Below are 17,040 nucleotides of genomic sequence, written 5' to 3' on the forward strand. Positions count from 1 at the left end.
CAATTCACCTGCACTGGCCGCATAACGTGTAATTACCAAGCGCGCTAAGTAATTCCACACTCTACGCGCCCACGAATTTATTTGCAGGTGACCCATGAGCCAACTCGCTTCCACGGCACTTTCCGTCCTCGATCTGGCACCTATTCGCCAGGGCGGCAGTGCCGCTGAGACCTTCCGCGATAGCGTTGCCCTTGCACAATTAACCGAGCGGCTGGGCTTTACCCGTTACTGGCTTGCCGAGCACCACAATATTGCCGGTATCGCCAGCGCCGCCACCGCAGTGTTGATTGGCCATATTGCGGGACAAACGTCGACGATCCGCGTGGGCAGCGGTGGCATTATGCTGCCTAACCATCCACCTCTGGTGATTGCCGAGCAGTTCGGCACCCTGGAAACGCTCTACCCTGGCCGTATTGACCTAGGTTTAGGCCGTGCGCCGGGCTCGGATGGCGCCACCATGCAGGCCATGCGCCGCAACGCTCATGCAGGCGTTGACGACTTTCCACAGTTGCTGAATGAGCTACGCAGCTATTTAGCCGATGCAGAGCCTCAACAGCGTGTGAAAGCGGTGCCAGGCCAGGGCACCCATGTGCCTATCTGGTTACTGGGTTCCAGCGGCTACAGCGCACAGCTGGCGGCCAAGCTTGGCCTGCCCTTTGCGTTTGCTGCTCAGTTTGCGCCGGGTTATTTATTCGAAGCCCTACGTTTATACCGCGACAACTTCCGCCCTTCGGAACACCTGGATAAGCCCCATGCCATGGTCGGCCTTCCCGTGATGGCCGCAGAGAGCGACGCGATGGCTCACTATTTGGCCACCACCGCGCAGCAGAAGTTTTTAAATCTAATCCGCGGTAAGCCGACTCAATCACAGCCACCGGTTGAGCAACTAGACTGGTCGCCGGTTGAGCAAGCCCAGGTCAGCCAGTTTTTAGGCGCGGCAATTATCGGTGGGCCGGAGACGGTGAAGGCGGAGCTTGAAGAGTTCCAAGCGCGTACTGGCGCCGATGAGCTGATGATTAATAGCGACTTTTATAACCACGCTGACCGCCTGCGTAGCTACGAGATCGTGGCTGAGGTCGCTCGGTAAACGCTTCGCCCTAGAGGATACTAATGACCACACTCGCTTTCTCTCCGATGACGGATGACGACTTTGTTGTTTTCTGGCCAACGTTCCAAGCCATTGTTGCTGCGCAAGAAACCTATGCGTTTGATCCCGATATCAGCTTTGAAGCTGCCCGTCAGCTATGGTGTAAAATGCCGGCTGCCAGTGTGGTCGCCAAAGATGAAAATGGCCAAGTGCTAGGTGCCTACTACTTAAAAGCCAACGCGGCAGGCCCCGGTGACCATGTATGCAACTGTGGCTATATGGTCACCCCCGCCGCTCGGGGCAAAGGCGTAGCGCGTGCCATGTGTGAACATTCCCAACAACAGGCGCGGGAACTGGGGTTTCTAGCCATGCAGTACAACGCCGTGGTTGCCACCAATGACGTCGCCGTCGCCTTATGGCAAAAACTTGGCTTTAATATTGTGGGTACCGTTCCTAACGCCTACCGTCATGCGCGCCTTGGGCTTGTCGACACTTATGTGATGCATAAGACACTTTAACCGTTACGTTTAAAGTAACGATTGAAAGCACTGGTTTGAGTTAGGAGTTTGCGCCCCTAATTCGGCCTTTGTTTCTTACCCCCTTTTCCCCTACCTTCTTTCTCTATAGAAATGATCCCCCTCTTTTAATCATCGAAAAAGCCTAAAGACTTTTATTTTAAATACAACTTCCCCCTTAAAATAGCAAGCAAACATTTAACTATACAACTTTATTGTGATTAAGCATTTATGAATATAATACATTAAAAATAGCTTAATTAACCCGCCAACTTAACAAGCAATTGGTACCTTTTAAAGCTCCCTTAAGCATCAATACAGGTGCTGGGAGCATTTGGAGGCATATCGATGCAAAACATATCCGTTAAAAAAGTGATTGCCGGTGCACTGATCGTTCTTTTAGCGATGATCATAGTACTGGGTAGTATGGGTGTAATGGAAGAACGCGAGGCCGCACAGCTGCTATCAGAAATTAATGAAATAAGCGCTCAGCAAGCGAGTGCTGCCAACCGAGCAGAAACGAATCTAATGGAGGTTCGGGTAAGGTTGGAGCGTATGTCCCAGCACTACCGCGTTGGTAACATAAACAATGCAGAGCGGGCGCTAGGCGAAGCACGACAGAGTTTGGAAAAATCCGATCAACGCATTGCTGAACTCACTAAACTTGAGCTCCCGAGTAGCTCAGAGCGACGCCCACTGATTGATGCCATTGTTGATAGCTACAACCTTGTTGTCACTGACACACTAAGAGAGGATTTAGCCAATGCCCGCTATGAGGCACTTGATGAATATCGGGATCCCATCAATCAGAAATTTTCAAGCTTCAGCACTGCGATCAATAATTTTAATAATTACGCACTAAGCAGAGGCAACCAAGTTCATTCAGAGGCCCAACGTGACAGTGTCATTTTTGGCATTACGGTGGGCGTACTCATTTTAGCCGCCATTGTCCTCTATATTGTGGTGCAAATAATGATTAACCGGCTCGTTATTAATCCACTCCAGCGTGCGGTTAGGATATGTGAGAATGTGGCTAAAGGTGATTTGACTAGCCACATTGAAGGCAGGGGAAGTAATGAGATCGGTCGCCTTTATAGTGCCATGGAAGATATGCAAGAGCGCCTGGAGGAGATGATTGGCACACTCAATCAAAGTAGCGAAGCCGTCGCCTCTAGTTCCAAACAAATCGCGAGCGGCAGCCAAGACCTCGCCTCACGTACCGAGCAACAAGCCGCGGCATTGCAACAAACCGCCGCAAGTATGGATGAAATTTCATCGATTGTGCGGCAGAACGCCGACACCGCCGGTCAAGCACAGCAACTAACCCAAGACGCAGCGCAACAGGCGAATACCGGTAAACAGGCCTCAGAGCGCACTAGCCTACTGATGCGCGAGCTGGAAGAGACCTCACACAAAGTCCACGATATTGTCCAGGTGATTGACTCGATCGCCTTTCAAACCAATATCCTGGCGTTGAATGCGTCGGTGGAAGCGGCTCGAGCAGGCGAGCATGGTAGAGGCTTTGCGGTGGTGGCCAGTGAAGTGCGCTCATTAGCCACAAAGACCTCCACTTCTTCGAAAGAAATACGCACCATGATCGAAGATATCTCGCAGCGTATTGTGGTGGGTGCGGAGCAAGCAGCGAAAAATGGCCATGATATGGCGGAGATCAACGAAGCAATTCGTAAAGTGACCGAGATGATGCAAGAGCTCGCTCTCGCCGCAAAAGAGCAGGAGATGGGCATTAGCCAAGTGAGTACAGCAGTTTCTCAGATGGATTCCGCCACTCAGGAAAATGTGTCGTTGGTTGAAGAAACCAGTACGGCATCAGCGTCACTTCAGGATGAAGCCACCCGTTTGGCCGAGTTAGTCACCACCTTCAAACTCAAGCACGCCACTAACAGTGGCACAGCAAGCCCCGCCATCACTAGCTCACAGCCTGCTGCTGCTCATCGCTCTTATCAATCTAGGCCATTGCCTAGCGCTACGCCCGATTGGGAAGCGTTTTAGAGAGGCGTTTTAGACCGCGCTTCGGGGCCGGCTCGGCTGGCCCTTTTCCAACGAGCCGCCACTAGCGTTAATAACAATTAGCAGCGCGTAAAATGCAAATATTGACAGAATAGGGTATTTTTTCACGCATAATGACAATGAAATAAAGTCAATTCTCTTTCTATGATGGCAAATTATGTCTGTTCAAGTTTGGTTGTTTTCTCGCTACTCGCTGCGTTCGCGGTTTATTGCTCTGATTGCCACCTTGGTGTTTGCCACAACGTTGCTACTGGGTTGGGTGGCATCGCGTGAATCAGCACAGCAAATGGAAGATAATATTGGTAATGCAGCCGCAGAAGCTGCCTATCAAATGGTGGATAAACTTGATCGCAGCATGGATGCACGCATCAAAGAGGTAAAACTCTTATTAGCCATGCAGGCGCTCACTAGTGACACCAATACTAGCGCTTTACGGGAGCAGCTAGAACGTCTGCAAGACAACCACAACGTCGTCTCGTGGATTGGCTTTACCGACCCAGAAGGTACTGTTCAAGCAGCGACGGGAGGAATTTTAGAAGGCGTTTCAATCGCGCAAAGGCCTGTATTTATTGAAGGGCGCGAGGCACTCTGGATAGGCGATGTTCATGAAGCAGTGCTACTCGCACAGCTACTGCCTAACCCCAGCGGCGAAGAGCTTAAGTTTGTCGACATTGCCACCCCAGTATATGACCGCAATGAGGAACTCCAGGGCGTTCTGGCGGTACATCTGAGCTGGGAGTGGGCCGAATATATTCAGCAATCCATGTTTTCGCCGGCGAAGCAGCGGCAAGATAACGAGATACTACTACTTTCAGCCAATGGAACCGTCCTGTTGGGGCCAGAGGCGCTGATGGGAAAATCATTAGACAGCCTTGAACACCTACCTAGCCCTACCAATACATCGCCACAATGGGCCATTGAGACCTGGCCCAATGGCGAACAGTTTGTCACTGGCTATGCGCGCAGCAGTGGCTTTGAGGACTTTGCTGGATTGGGGTGGATAGCCATTACCCGAAACCCCGTCGCGTCTGCCTTTGCCCCCGTAAAGCAGTTGCAGGCTGCCATTATGGGCATAGGCATTCTACTGGCGCTGCTATTTGCAATGATTGGGTGGGTGATTGCCTCTCGAATGGTGGCCCCTCTCACCCGCTTAGCCAGCGCCGCCGATCAAATAAAGGATGGCGAGCATGCCGACTCTATTCCTCTGGAAACTGGCTCTCCAGAAATGAACCACCTTTCAACCTCTATGCGTAACATGGTCAGCCGACTGTTGGATCAACGGCAAACCATCAACCGTTTGGAGGATTTAGCCAATACCGACCCACTAACGGGCCTGCCTAACCGTGCGTTTCTGAATCAATATCTGCAGCTCGCCATCCCAGAAGCTGAAAGAAACCAGCAAAGCATGGTGGTGATGTACATCGACCTGGATGGCTTCAAACAGGTCAACGATGAACTGGGCCACCATGCAGGAGATCTGTTGCTCATTGAGATTACTCAGCGCCTGAAAAATGCCCTGCGCAGTGGCGATGTGGTGGCGCGCCTGGGTGGCGATGAATTCGTCATGGTGCTAAAAACCAAGCCGGAGCACCTGGAAATGCTGACTCACGAGGTTAGTAGGCGTTTACTTACCGCTATCGCCCAACCGATTTCATTACCCGAAAACAAGCGCGCCCATGTGGGCTGTAGTTTGGGCGCCGCCTGGTGGCCGCACCACGGCCTGCATATTGATACGGTGCTACAACTTGCCGATGGCGCCCTGTATGAGGCGAAAAGCAAAGGTAAACATCAGTTAGTGATTCACAAACCTTGCCGTTAATTTCAAATCTTAGGCATTAACCTCAAACGTTAGCCATGAACCTCAAACGCTAGTCATTTATATCAAAACATTGTTGCAGCTGCTGCTCAGCGGCTGCGCTACCCATCGCCGTTAACTTAGCGATATTGCGCTCGGGGATAGCGTCAGTATCACCGTAAAACTCAATCGCCTTTTCGACGCTCTCTTCGCGCAGCAAATGCACCATGGCGTAGGGAGAGCGGTTGGTATAGTTAGCGGCATCATCAGGCTCAGCACCCTCGAAACAGTAATCGGGATGAAAAGTGGCGATTTGATAGACCCCTTCATACCCCTGATCGACAAGGATGCTTTCGGCCAGCTCAACAAAATCCAGGTAGTGATCAAAGCTTTTGAACAGCGTTGGGAAGACCAGCAGCGTCGTTTCTGTTTCCGGATGCTCATCCAGCCACTGAACCTCAACCATCAACTCCTCAAGCGCCACTTCGATTTTCTTGGAGCGCACCACCTCAACGCGAATGGTTTCACGCGCTAGCTCCCGCTGAGCGAACGGGCAAATATCATGTGCCACAATGAAGGTACGCACCCAGTTTAGCGTTTGCGCAACTACTTGGTTATCTGCGTGCATAGCACCCTCTTTACTTATTTGGTCGGCGATGACCGACACTCTGTGCGCGGCAGTTTAACAACTGTTCATGACCCACTACACGTGCTCTTGATAGCGCTTTAGGGCAACTTCATAAGATTTGTGGATATGGTCGTCCATCAATTCACGCGCTGTTTTGGCATCGCGCTGCAGCGCCAGCTCCACGAGTTGATGATGCTGCTCATCCAGCTCCTGGCGAATCGTTGGCATTTTTGGCCCCAGACGCCGGTAGCGGTCAAACTGATCGTGCAACTGCTCAATAAAGCGTAACAACCAGACGGATCCACACGGCGCCACCAAAGTACGGTGAAACTGGGTATGCAGATGCTCCCACTCCTCGCCTTTATCCAGGGTGATATCGGCCCGCTTCAAGCGGTGCGCGGCGGCCAGTAAATCGGCCTCCCAAAGCGAATCACCGTTAGCAATGGCTCGTTCTAGCGCCATTCCCTCCATTTCTAAGCGCATTTGCGCAATATCGTCCAGCTCATCCCGGGAAAGCTTCGGCACCCGAAAACCGCGCTGATTCTCCTGCACCAGCAACCCATAAGCCGCCAATTTATTGAGCGCTTCTCGTAGCGGGCTCAAACCGACTTGGTAGCGATCTTTAAGCGCATTGATCGCAAGCTTTTCACCGGCAACAAAACGCCCACCCACCAAATCCTTGCGTAAATGATCAAACACACGACTTGATGCAGTACCTGCTGGCCCTACTGGCTTAGCCGATGTAGGTAAAGAATTATTCATGACGATGTCCTTTATTCATCTCAGTTCCCGCTGTCCATTCTATTTTCACTGTTGACGTTGGATCGGGCACTACCTATATTCTATTTTAGACAAGATAATCGATTTTTTAACCTACAAACGATAAATAAGGTCTGGGTATGCTACTGATCTCCTCGTTGGTTTTGCGGGATGTGCGTCCATGAATCCACCCGCTGTCTCCTGGCAATTGTTCTGGGCCTTTTTCCGCGTTGGGATCTTTGGTTTCGGTGGTGGCCCCGCCATGATTCCCTTAGTACGCGCAGAGGTCGTCACCCGCCACCACTGGCTAACCGATGAAGAGTTTGCCGACGTGCTGGCGATTGGCAATACCTTACCCGGGCCCATTGCCACCAAAATGCCCGGCTACATTGGCTACCGAGTGGGTGGTGTAACAGGTTGTATCGCTGCCGTCATCGCCATCATTGTGCCCATGATTGTAGCGATGATTGTCATGTTAGGCGTTTTCAGCCGCTACCGCGATGTGGCATGGATTCGCGGTATGGGCCAAGCGGTAGTGCCCGTCGTTATGGTCATGATGGCGCAGCTCACCTGGGACTTTTTTGATAAATCACAGGCAGCCCTTGGCTGGCTGGTCAGTATTGCCATGGCCATTATTGCTGCCGGGCTAATCTACTGGCTTGGCATTCACCCGGGCTGGGTAATTGGGGCCATTCTCGTTGCCGCACTGCTGCGCCCTGACAGCAAGAAAAAAGCGGAGGGGGCGGCATGATTTATTGGGATCTTTTCTTAGCGTTTTTTATCCCGAACATTATCGGCTATGGCGGCGGCCCAGCCATTATTCCACTAATCGAAGCCGAAGTGGTGGGCCGTTATGGCTGGATGACCGCGCAAACCTTCGCCGAAACATTAGCCTTGGGTAACGCACTACCCAGCCCTATCGCGACCAAAATGGCGGGATATGTTGGCTATGAAGTAGCAGGTGTTGGCGGCGCTTTCATCGCCGTAGCCGCCACGGTGATTCCCACGCTGCTGCTAATGCTGGGTGCATTGGGGCTTCTCTACCGCCACCGTGACTCACCTCGCGTTAAGCGCATGAGCCAGTGGGTTCGCCCAGTTATCGCCATGATGATGGCCTGGCTGACCTTAGGGTTTCTGCTCGAAAGCCTCGACAGCAGCGGTGCGATCCACACACTGATTATTGGTGTAGTGGCGGCTATTGCACTCATTCGCTTCAAAACACATCCCGCCTTTGTGGTCATAGGCGCCTTGGTTTATGGAGGGCTTCTTATTCCGTAAAGATAACTAAAATCTTACAAAAAAAACCTAGGGGTATCACCACTCAACACGCCAAAACTCACAACAATTCATGGATCAATGAGGTAAACAATGACACTTAAATCGCTATTCACTACCACCGTTTTAGCGGCAGCACTTTCCATTCCAGCATTTGCTACGGCTGCTGATAGTTATCCTGACAAACCTATCGAGTTTATCGTGCCTTGGGGGCCAGGTGGCGGTAGTGATTTGCTTATGCGTTTAGTAAGCAGACACCTTGAAACAGAGCTAGGCCAAGCTGTACCTGTTATCAATATGCCTGGTGCCAGTGGCACAGTAGGCCTAAGGGAAGCCTCTCGCCGTGATAGCGATGGATATACTATCTCCCAGATACATGAAGGCCTGTTGATTGCGCACCATTCTGGCGTTACTGATCTCAACTGGGACGATTTTGATGTTGTTTCAATGATGACCAGCGATAACTCGGTCATCGTAGTTAGTGCAGATACTGGCTGGGAAACGCTTGACGATATGCTGGTTGATGTAACCTCAAACCCAGGTGAGTATCGGATGGGCGTTACATTAGGCGGCATTCCACATTTGTGGGCTGTGCAGTTTGAAGAGTCAACTGGCACTCAGTTTGGCTATGTGGGGTATGAAGGGACTGGCGAAAGGCTACGTGCACTAGCGGGCGGGCATATCACCGTGGCCATTGAGGATTACCACTCAGCCCGCGCCTTCGTAGAAAATGGTGATTTGAATGTACTAGCAGCTGCTACTTCCGAGCGCATTGAAGAGTTGGCCGATACACCTACGCTGAAAGAACTCGGGCATGATCTTGAGTTTTTAGTCACTCGTGGTGTTGTTGTTCCTAAAGGAACGCCTGAACCCATTATTTCCACGCTGGAAAGTGCTCTTGAAAATGTCGCTAATAGTGAAGAGTTTAAAACCGACATAGAGAATGTAGGTGGCACAGTACGTTACCTTAACCGAGAAGATTACACTGCTTATTTAGAGCGTAATAACGAGTTCATTGAAAACAACGCTCACCTCCTTGATTAAGGAAACGTTGTGCTTTAGGAGGCTTTTATGGAGCGCAGAAGTCCTGAGACAGCGCTAATCCCCGCGTTACAGTTGCTGTCTTATCTTATCATCGCCCTTGGCGCTTTATTCATGGCCTTCCAGGCCGGCTCATTGCCGGCCTCTCGTTGGGAGCCCATGAGTGCAGGCACTTTCCCACAAATCATTTTTTTCAGTATTGCTATTTTATGCGGTATGGCAATTATATTTGAATTCTCCAAGCACGGCTTACCACGTACATCCTTTTACATTGCTTGGAAAAGATTAATTGCACTTAAATCCGTCATCATCAACCTGGTGCTATTTACTGTGTATATGACAGCAATGCCAATTTCTGGATTTATTATCAGCACTTTTGCATATCTACTTACTACGCAGCTTTATCTAGCACCCTGGAAGTCTACTACCGTAGTGATTGCCATTTTCGTCGCCATCCTCTTTTCTGCTGGGCCTTACTATTTATTTTCTGAGGCCTTCAACATCTATCTTCCTCGTGCTCAATGGTAATGTGATCTATGACTGATGCTTTCCTCATAGCGCTAGGGGGCGTGACCGAACCCTATACGCTATTACTAATGGCAGTAGCGACTTTTGCAGGTATTGTTGCCGCAGCAATTCCTGGCTTCACGATTACGATGGCCATTGTCCTTACGTTGCCCCTTACATTTGCCATGCCCCCCATGCAGGGTATTGCAGTCATGCTATCTGTTTACGTAGGGGGATTAAGTGGGGGCTTGTTTAGTGCTGCTTTGCTAGGTATCCCAGGCACCCCTTCATCGGTTGCCACCACCTTTGATGCCTTCCCCATGGCTCGACAAGGTAATCCTGGAAAAGCGCTATCCTTGGGATTATTCGCTTCATTTGTGGGCTCTATTATTTCTATTGCTGTACTGATCGTTGCCGCGCCTCCACTCGCGCTTCTGGCCGTTAAACTAGGGCCCTGGGAATATTTTGCGCTTATTATTTTTGCTTTGACCGTCATAGCCAGCCTAGTGGGTGACTCTCTTATGAGGGGACTGATCGCTGGTCTAATCGGTATCGGCATCGCCACTATTGGCCCTGATCCACTCATGGGCCGCGAGCGATTTACCTTTGGCTACGAAATCCTAACTGCGGGCATACCGTTCCTGGTTGTATTAATAGGCATGTACGCCATGAGCCAGCTACTTTCCGAGTTAGAGCCAGCCACCGGAGGCAGACCGCACTCTTCAGGCGCATTAATCAGTGGGGACATGCGCCCTCACCTCTGGCAGACCATAAAAGACATCTTATTGAAGCCCGTCAATGTTATACGCTCATCCTTACTCGGTGTGTTTATTGGCGCAGTACCTGGTGCGGGTAGCTCAATCTCTAACCTATTAGCTTATGACCAAGCTAAACGAGCGTCTAAACACCCAGAAACGTTTGGTAAGGGTGAACCTCAGGGCGTTGTGGCTTCTGAATCAGGCAACTCATCAACGGTGGGCGGCAGTCTAATACCATTGATAGCGTTAGGCATACCTGGATCCCCCGCAGATGCAGTTCTAATGGCAGCCATAATGGTACACGGCATCAGCATTGGTCCGCGCTTAATACTTGATCATCCCGACTTGGTTTACAGTATGTTTATTGCCATGGCGATAGCTTCTGTCTTCATGCTGGTAATAGGCGTTATCTTGATGAGGGCTTTTTTACGGCTATTAAATGTACCTAAGTATATTGTTGTGCCCGTTGTACTTGCATGCTGTGCCATTGGTACTTACACCCTGAACAACCGCCTATCTGACCTTTATCTACTTGCCTGTATTGGTGCAGTGGGATACCTCCTAAAAAAACTGGATTACCCGCTAGCACCTCTTGTACTTGGCGTTGTATTAGGCCCTATAGCAGAAACTAACTTAAGACGGGCCTTCCAGACCAGCACTGACTGGACGCTCTTCTTCACTCGGCCCATATCAGCGCTGCTGCTTACGCTGGCGGTTGTGTCTGTGATTTATAGTATTCATAGCTATATGAAACAGCGCCGCTTAATGGCTCAACGTCTCGATGCTACATCTAAATAGGAATACCCATGCACACTGATCCACACTATTACCCTTCCGCCTCACGCCGCATGGTCACGTTTGGGAAACGCGGGATGGTCGCTACGTCTCAATCGCTTGCCGCACAAGTTGGCATAGATATGTTACGAAAAGGCGGCAATGCTATCGATGCAGCTATTGCTACTGCCGCTGCTTTAACCGTGGTTGAGCCCACCTCTAATGGTATTGGTAGTGATGCTTTTGCTCTGGTGTGGGTAAAAGGTGAACTGCATGGCCTCAACGCTAGCGGCCCTGCCCCAAAGGGTATTTCATGCGATGCCGTTAAGGCTTTAGGTCATGATGAAATGCCTGCCCATGGATTAGTACCCGTCACCGTACCAGGTGCACCTGGTGCTTGGGCCGCGCTTTCAGAACGTTTTGGTAAGCTGCCTTTTGAGCAGCTATTAGCGCCAGCAATAGAATTAGCTGAAGAGGGTTTCGCTGTATCTGCAGTGGCTAGCCAGCTCTGGAAAAGTGCAGAAGAACGCTATGGCCAATACGGGACAGACGAATTTACACCTTGGTTTACGCATTTCACGCCCAACGGCCAAGCACCTAAAGCGGGTGATGTTTGGCGTTCTCCAGATATGGCTAAAACGCTGCGAGAAATTGCCAGCAGCCATGCTGATGCGTTCTATCAAGGCAGCCTGGCGGATGCGATGGATGCCTTTTCACGTCAGCATGGCGGCTTCTTACGCAAAGAAGATTTACAAGCTTTCAAACCAGAATGGGTCAAACCCATAAGTGTCCGATATCGCGGCCATGATATTTGGGAAATTCCTCCCAACGGCAGCGGATTGATTGTGCTTCAAGCCTTGGGTATTCTTGAATCTTTAAGCGAACAGTCAAATGATCAGATAGAAACTATCCACCGCCGGATAGAGGCTACAAAACTTGGTTACGTAGACGGCTTAAACTACATTACTGAACGCTCATCTATGCAACCGAGCGTTGAGCAGATGCTATCGAATGAGTACCTTTCGCAACGCGCAGAGCTTATTGGCCAAGACGCCATTGACCCCATTCATGGCAATCCATTAAAGGGGGGCACCGTTTACCTGGCAACCGCTGATGATGAAGGTAATATGGTGTCATTCATTCAAAGCAACTTTGAAGGCTTTGGCTCTGGCATCGTAGTGCCGGGCACCGGCATCAGCCTGCAAAACCGTGGCTGGTCGTTCTCTTTAGATCCGCAGCACCCTAATGCGCTGGCGCCTGGAAAGCGCACCTATCACACCATCATTCCCGGATTTATCACCAAAGATAACCAAGCCGTTGGGCCCTTTGGGGTAATGGGTGGCTATATGCAGCCTCAGGGTCATGTGCAGGTAGTCACGGCTATGCTGGAGGATCAGCTCAACCCTCAGGCAGCGCTTGATATGCCGCGCTGGAAGTGGACCAAAGGCAAAACGATCGAAGTCGAAGCCGACTTCCCCAATCACTTAGCGCTGGCACTGGCCCGCCGCGGCCACGACATCGTTAAAGTCGCCGATTCAATCAGCTTTGGCCGTGGCCAAATCATTCTGCGCGATCCTGACACCGGCGTACTCCAAGGCGGCACCGAACCGCGCACCGACGGGGCAGTGCTTCCCTGGTAATACCTCACTACTAAACGACCTCTCCGCTGCGTTGCCGTTGAAGGCAACCGGCGGTTGTTAGCTAGCTATTTCGACTAGCTATTTTGACTAGCTATCTCCCCTCAATCACCGCATTATGGCTGCTCTTTTTTATTAGGGTTCTGCCTTTTTCACTATGTCTCCACCGCCCTCTTCTCGCACATCTTCCGCCTCTCCACTAAGCGGCTTTTTTGGCGTATTTCGTTATAGCCGCCGCGCACTCGGATTAGTGTGGGAAACCTCTCGTTGGATGATGCTTGGGTTAGCGCTGTGCACTTTGGTTGCTGGGGTTCTGCCTGCCGTGGCAGCCTGGGTGGGCCAGTTGATCGTGGATGGCGTAGTGAGCGCGATGGAGTCTCATCAAGCAGCCACAGACCCCAACCTGCTAGTATCAATCACGCCGGTGCTAAAACTGGTGGGTATTGAAGCCGTGATTATTGCGCTTATCGCCCTGGCCCAGCGCGGCCTTTCGGCCCAGCAATCGCTGTTGCGGGCACTGCTGGGTCAGAAGGTCAATGTGATGATCCTGGAGAAAGCTGGCCAACTGTCACTTAGCCAGTTTGAGGATTCAGAGCTTTACGACCAACTCACGCGCGCGCGGCGTGAGGCGTCTACGCGCCCGCTTGCCCTGGTGAATAAAACCTTTGGACTGTTGCAAAATGCTATCTCGCTGGGCAGCTTCGGGGTGTTGCTGGTTCAGTTCTCCCCTTGGGCGCTATTGATCTTGGTGGCCGGCGCCCTGCCAGTATTTATCTCTGAAGCCAAGTTTTCAGGCGATGCCTTTCGGCTGTTCCGCTGGCGCTCACCGCAAACCCGTATGCAGATCTATTTAGAAACGGTGCTGGCACGGGAAGACAGCATTAAAGAGGTCAAGCTATTTGGCCTTGAGGGGCTATTTCTCAAGCGCTACCGGGATATCTTTACCCAACTATTTGCCGAAGACCGTCGCTTAACGTTACGCCGGGAAAGCTGGGGGTTTCTGCTCGGATTGCTGGGCACCCTCACCTTTTACGCCGCTTACGCTTGGGTAGTGATTGAAACCATTGCTGGTGCACTTACTCTGGGCCAGATGACCATGTACCTTATGGTTTTTAAACAGGGCCAGGCCGCGCTCTCCGCCAGCCTGACGGCTATTAGTGGTATGTATGAAGATAACCTCTACCTCTCCAATCTTTACGAGTATCTGGAGCAGCCGGTGGAAGGAGAAAGCGGTACGCTCACCCAGGGCGCATTGCCCGGTGACGGACTCCGTTTCGAACACGTTAGTTTCTCCTACCCCGGCGGTGACTCTGTTTTCCAAGATCCGGTTCTCCACGATATTTCGCTGCACCTCTGCCCAGGGCAGAGCTTGGCCTTAGTCGGCGAAAACGGCTCGGGCAAAACTACCCTCATTAAACTGCTAACACGGCTCTACCATCCTACCCAAGGACGAATTCTGTTAGATGGTAGCGACCTGCGCGAGTGGAGCACCCAAGCTCTGCGCGAGCGTACCGGCGTTATTTTTCAGGACTTCGTGCGTTATCAACTCCAGGTGGGCGAAAACCTGGGGGTTGGCGATACCCACGCCTTTAACGACGAACAGCGCTGGCAGCGCGCCGCCCGCCACGGTATGGCCGATGAGTTTATTACCCGCATGGCTAGCGGCTACCAAACACAGCTTGGCCGTTGGTTTAAAAATGGCCAAGAGCTTTCCGGTGGCCAGTGGCAAAAAATAGCTCTTTCAAGGGCTTATATGCGCGAGAACGCCGACATATTAGTGCTAGACGAGCCCACCGCTGCCATGGATGCCGCCGCAGAAGCCGAAATATTCGCCCGCTTTCGCGAACATAGCCGCGATAAAATGGCGATTTTAATCTCTCACCGCTTCTCCACGGTACGCAGCGCCGACCTTATACTAGTCATCGACCAGGGCCATATCATTGAACGCGGCACCCATGAAGAACTACTTGAGACTAATGGGCGTTATGCGAAGCTGTTCCATTTACAGGCAGCAGGTTATAAGTAAATTCTCAAACACAAATCGTTCCTATTATATTAAATGCTGACTTGTTATAAAGTTACTTAAGGCTTGGATCGTAAACAAAAGTGACAAACGTCACAAATCCATCGACCCTGCTAATACTTTAAAGGTAATGTGCTTCTATAGTTTTTTCATTATAGGAGCGTCACACATGAACCGCCTCCATCAGATAAAGGTTAAATATGCCATTGCCTTTATTAGTGTCGCCTTATCACTGTTAGTTATTGTAGTAGCAGATATGCTGCTCGTTAACATGGTAAAAAGCCGCTTAGATACTTTTATTAACAATTATATTCCTGCCACTTCAACCGTACTTAACGCGGATAGAGACCTTTACCAAGCACGGGTAGCTGAGATCGAGTACCTGTTATCGGATCCCCGCTCAGAACGAGCGTCCACGCTAATCGCTGAATTTGAAGAAAATGCTCAGCAGGCGTACGAACGCATGGGGCAGTATGCCCAGCATATGCAAAACTACCCAGAGCTAACCAATCAGCTAGCTAATTTTGAAACGCTATATGATGATTGGAAACAAGAGGCCTCGCGTGTTTTTGAACTACATCAAAGCGGAGAGACAGCAGCAGCGCTAACCTTGCTCTCCGGATCTTCATTAGAAAAATTCAACACACTGCGCGATATCTATGATGTTTCAGGAATGAACGTAGAAACAGCTGCTTATCAAGCGGAAGAAGCCATTGTTGAAAGAATTCAACTGCAGCAAACCTCCACTGTTATTATCGCTCTAATCATTTTTATTGTGGCAACGCTTATTGCTCTATTAGGGCCGTTAATGATGTCACGAGCCATTCGCCAAATTAGTGGACGTATTAAAGAGATCACCGAAGGTGATGGCGATTTAACTGCGCGTATTGACAGCCAGCGCCGCGATGAAATTGGTGAGCTTGCGCAGCAGTTTAATGCCTTTATAAAACGCATTGACGATACACTTCAGTCGGTTAGCAGTAGTACCGTTAGCTTGCAGCATGCGTCTACTGAAATTGCCAAAAGCAGTCAGGAGCTTTCAGCACGTACTGAGCAAGCCGCTGCGAATTTACAGCAAACCTCTGCTTCAATGGAACAAATCGCTGCCGTGGTAAACAACGCCTCTGACTCTGCCCAGCAGGCCGACCAACTCGCGCTTTCAACCCGCGACCTTGCTCAGCAGGGCTTGCACTCCATGCATAGCGTTGAGCAGACCATGGATACCATTAACGACTCGTCATCTGAAATCAGTAATATCGTCAGTCTGATAGATAGCATTGCTTTTCAAACCAATATCCTGGCGCTGAATGCGTCAGTAGAAGCCGCCCGTGCAGGGGAGCATGGGCGGGGCTTTGCGGTTGTCGCCCAAGAGGTACGCATCTTGGCCAGCCGCTCCAGTGATGCATCCAAAAATATTGCCACGCTGATCAATACCTCATTAAGCCGAACAAAATCTGGCGTTGACCAAGTGAAGCAAACCGGTGCAACCATGCAGGAAATGGTAAAAAGCATCGAGCGTGTGGCCAATGTGATTGCCGAAATTAGTGCCGGTGCCAAAGAGCAGAGTGTGGGTATAGGTCAAGTGAATGACGCGGTCAACGAGCTAGATAGCATGACCCAGCACAATGCCTCCATGGTGGAAGAATCTAGTGCTGCCGCGGCGGAGCTAAGAGAGCAAGCCGACCGGCTGAGCGTGCTAGTGGGTGCGTTCAAACTCAGTAATACCAACCAGCAACACGCCATTGGTCAAACAGCGCTTTCCGCCAAAACACATAAGCCCTCGCCTACTGCACCGCGCCGTTTGGCGAGTACCCAGCCACCCGAGTGGGAATCTTTCTAAGTAATTCCAGCTTATTTCTTCCTTGGGCTTCGACAAGCCCAAGGAATTTAACCCCTTGCTTACAAGCATTTTCCTTTCCAACTACCGCACCACGCGATAACCAATAGTAAGGGTCATCAAAGGAATCTCTATGCTGTCGAATGCGTTAATTATTGATGATGATCTGGATGTTCAACTACTGGGCAAGACACTCCTAAGTCAACATGGTTACGAGGTACTCACGGCGGGTAGCCTGGGAGAGCTGGTTCGCCAGCCTGCATTACTCAATGCCGAGCTAATCCTACTTGATTTTGGATTGGGTGAATTTACCGGCCTAGATATACTCGACTACCTTTACGATTTACGCATAAAGGCGACGTCACCCCGTTCTCAG

Annotated in this window: 15 protein-coding genes; 13 read left to right on the forward strand and 2 right to left on the reverse strand. The window is 50.8% G+C overall.

The genetic code is table 11. The features are described 5' to 3' along the window. The first annotated feature begins 94 nt into the window (after positions 1 to 94). From J7J49_RS06000 to J7J49_RS06015, 4 genes are all read left to right on the forward strand, one after another. Positions 95 to 1,087 (forward strand): LLM class flavin-dependent oxidoreductase, encoded by a 993-nt coding sequence (locus J7J49_RS06000; protein WP_064234498.1) that lies wholly within the window; start codon positions 95 to 97, stop codon positions 1,085 to 1,087. A 23-nt stretch (positions 1,088 to 1,110) separates the two neighbouring features. Further along, positions 1,111 to 1,605 (forward strand): GNAT family N-acetyltransferase, encoded by a 495-nt coding sequence (locus tag J7J49_RS06005; RefSeq protein ID WP_215091022.1) that lies wholly within the window; start codon positions 1,111 to 1,113, stop codon positions 1,603 to 1,605. Between the two features lie 345 nt (positions 1,606 to 1,950). Further along, positions 1,951 to 3,612, forward strand: a complete 1,662-nt coding sequence (locus J7J49_RS06010) for a methyl-accepting chemotaxis protein (protein WP_215091024.1) — start codon at positions 1,951 to 1,953, stop codon at positions 3,610 to 3,612. A 175-nt stretch (positions 3,613 to 3,787) separates the two neighbouring features. Beyond that, positions 3,788 to 5,449 carry a sensor domain-containing diguanylate cyclase gene (locus J7J49_RS06015; RefSeq protein ID WP_215091026.1) on the forward strand — a complete coding sequence of 554 codons (1,662 nt, stop codon included), beginning with the start codon at positions 3,788 to 3,790 and terminating at the stop codon, positions 5,447 to 5,449. Positions 5,450 to 5,498: 49 nt separating this feature from the next. Here J7J49_RS06015 and J7J49_RS06020 read toward each other — a convergent pair whose 3' ends face one another. After that, positions 5,499 to 6,053, reverse strand: coding sequence for a DUF1415 domain-containing protein (locus J7J49_RS06020; protein WP_215091028.1), 555 nt, complete (start codon positions 6,051 to 6,053; stop codon positions 5,499 to 5,501). A gap of 75 nt (positions 6,054 to 6,128) precedes the next feature. After that, positions 6,129 to 6,815, reverse strand: coding sequence for a GntR family transcriptional regulator (locus J7J49_RS06025; RefSeq protein WP_064234493.1), 687 nt, complete (start codon positions 6,813 to 6,815; stop codon positions 6,129 to 6,131). Positions 6,816 to 6,993: 178 nt separating this feature from the next. Here J7J49_RS06025 and J7J49_RS06030 point away from each other — a divergent pair, with 178 nt between their 5' ends. From J7J49_RS06030 to J7J49_RS06070, 9 genes are all read left to right on the forward strand, one after another. Beyond that, the gene (locus J7J49_RS06030; RefSeq protein ID WP_064234492.1) at positions 6,994 to 7,563 is read left to right on the forward strand and encodes a chromate transporter; all 570 of its coding nucleotides are present in this window, start codon (positions 6,994 to 6,996) and stop codon (positions 7,561 to 7,563) included. Next, a complete protein-coding gene (locus J7J49_RS06035; RefSeq protein ID WP_064234491.1) occupies positions 7,560 to 8,090 on the forward strand; it encodes a chromate transporter in 531 nt (176 codons plus the stop codon). The genes J7J49_RS06030 and J7J49_RS06035 overlap by 4 nt, the downstream gene beginning before the upstream one ends. A gap of 90 nt (positions 8,091 to 8,180) precedes the next feature. Continuing rightward, positions 8,181 to 9,131 carry a Bug family tripartite tricarboxylate transporter substrate binding protein gene (locus J7J49_RS06040; protein ID WP_215091030.1) on the forward strand — a complete coding sequence of 317 codons (951 nt, stop codon included), beginning with the start codon at positions 8,181 to 8,183 and terminating at the stop codon, positions 9,129 to 9,131. 27 nt (positions 9,132 to 9,158) lie between these two features. Then, positions 9,159 to 9,656, forward strand: coding sequence for a tripartite tricarboxylate transporter TctB family protein (locus J7J49_RS06045; protein ID WP_215091032.1), 498 nt, complete (start codon positions 9,159 to 9,161; stop codon positions 9,654 to 9,656). 8 nt (positions 9,657 to 9,664) lie between these two features. After that, positions 9,665 to 11,191 (forward strand): tripartite tricarboxylate transporter permease, encoded by a 1,527-nt coding sequence (locus J7J49_RS06050; RefSeq protein ID WP_215091034.1) that lies wholly within the window; start codon positions 9,665 to 9,667, stop codon positions 11,189 to 11,191. A gap of 8 nt (positions 11,192 to 11,199) precedes the next feature. Continuing rightward, positions 11,200 to 12,807 carry a gamma-glutamyltransferase family protein gene (locus J7J49_RS06055; RefSeq protein WP_215091036.1) on the forward strand — a complete coding sequence of 536 codons (1,608 nt, stop codon included), beginning with the start codon at positions 11,200 to 11,202 and terminating at the stop codon, positions 12,805 to 12,807. 154 nt (positions 12,808 to 12,961) lie between these two features. Further along, the gene (locus tag J7J49_RS06060) at positions 12,962 to 14,830 is read left to right on the forward strand and encodes an ABC transporter ATP-binding protein (protein ID WP_215091038.1); all 1,869 of its coding nucleotides are present in this window, start codon (positions 12,962 to 12,964) and stop codon (positions 14,828 to 14,830) included. Positions 14,831 to 14,996: 166 nt separating this feature from the next. Further along, positions 14,997 to 16,667 carry a methyl-accepting chemotaxis protein gene (locus J7J49_RS06065; protein ID WP_215091040.1) on the forward strand — a complete coding sequence of 557 codons (1,671 nt, stop codon included), beginning with the start codon at positions 14,997 to 14,999 and terminating at the stop codon, positions 16,665 to 16,667. A 130-nt stretch (positions 16,668 to 16,797) separates the two neighbouring features. After that, positions 16,798 to 17,040: response regulator (locus tag J7J49_RS06070; RefSeq protein ID WP_353048344.1), on the forward strand; the 243-nt coding region annotated here is incomplete at its 3' end.

Source organism: Halomonas sp. ISL-56 (assembly GCF_018612805.1).
In the GTDB taxonomy this organism is placed as follows: Bacteria; Pseudomonadota; Gammaproteobacteria; order Pseudomonadales; family Halomonadaceae; genus Vreelandella.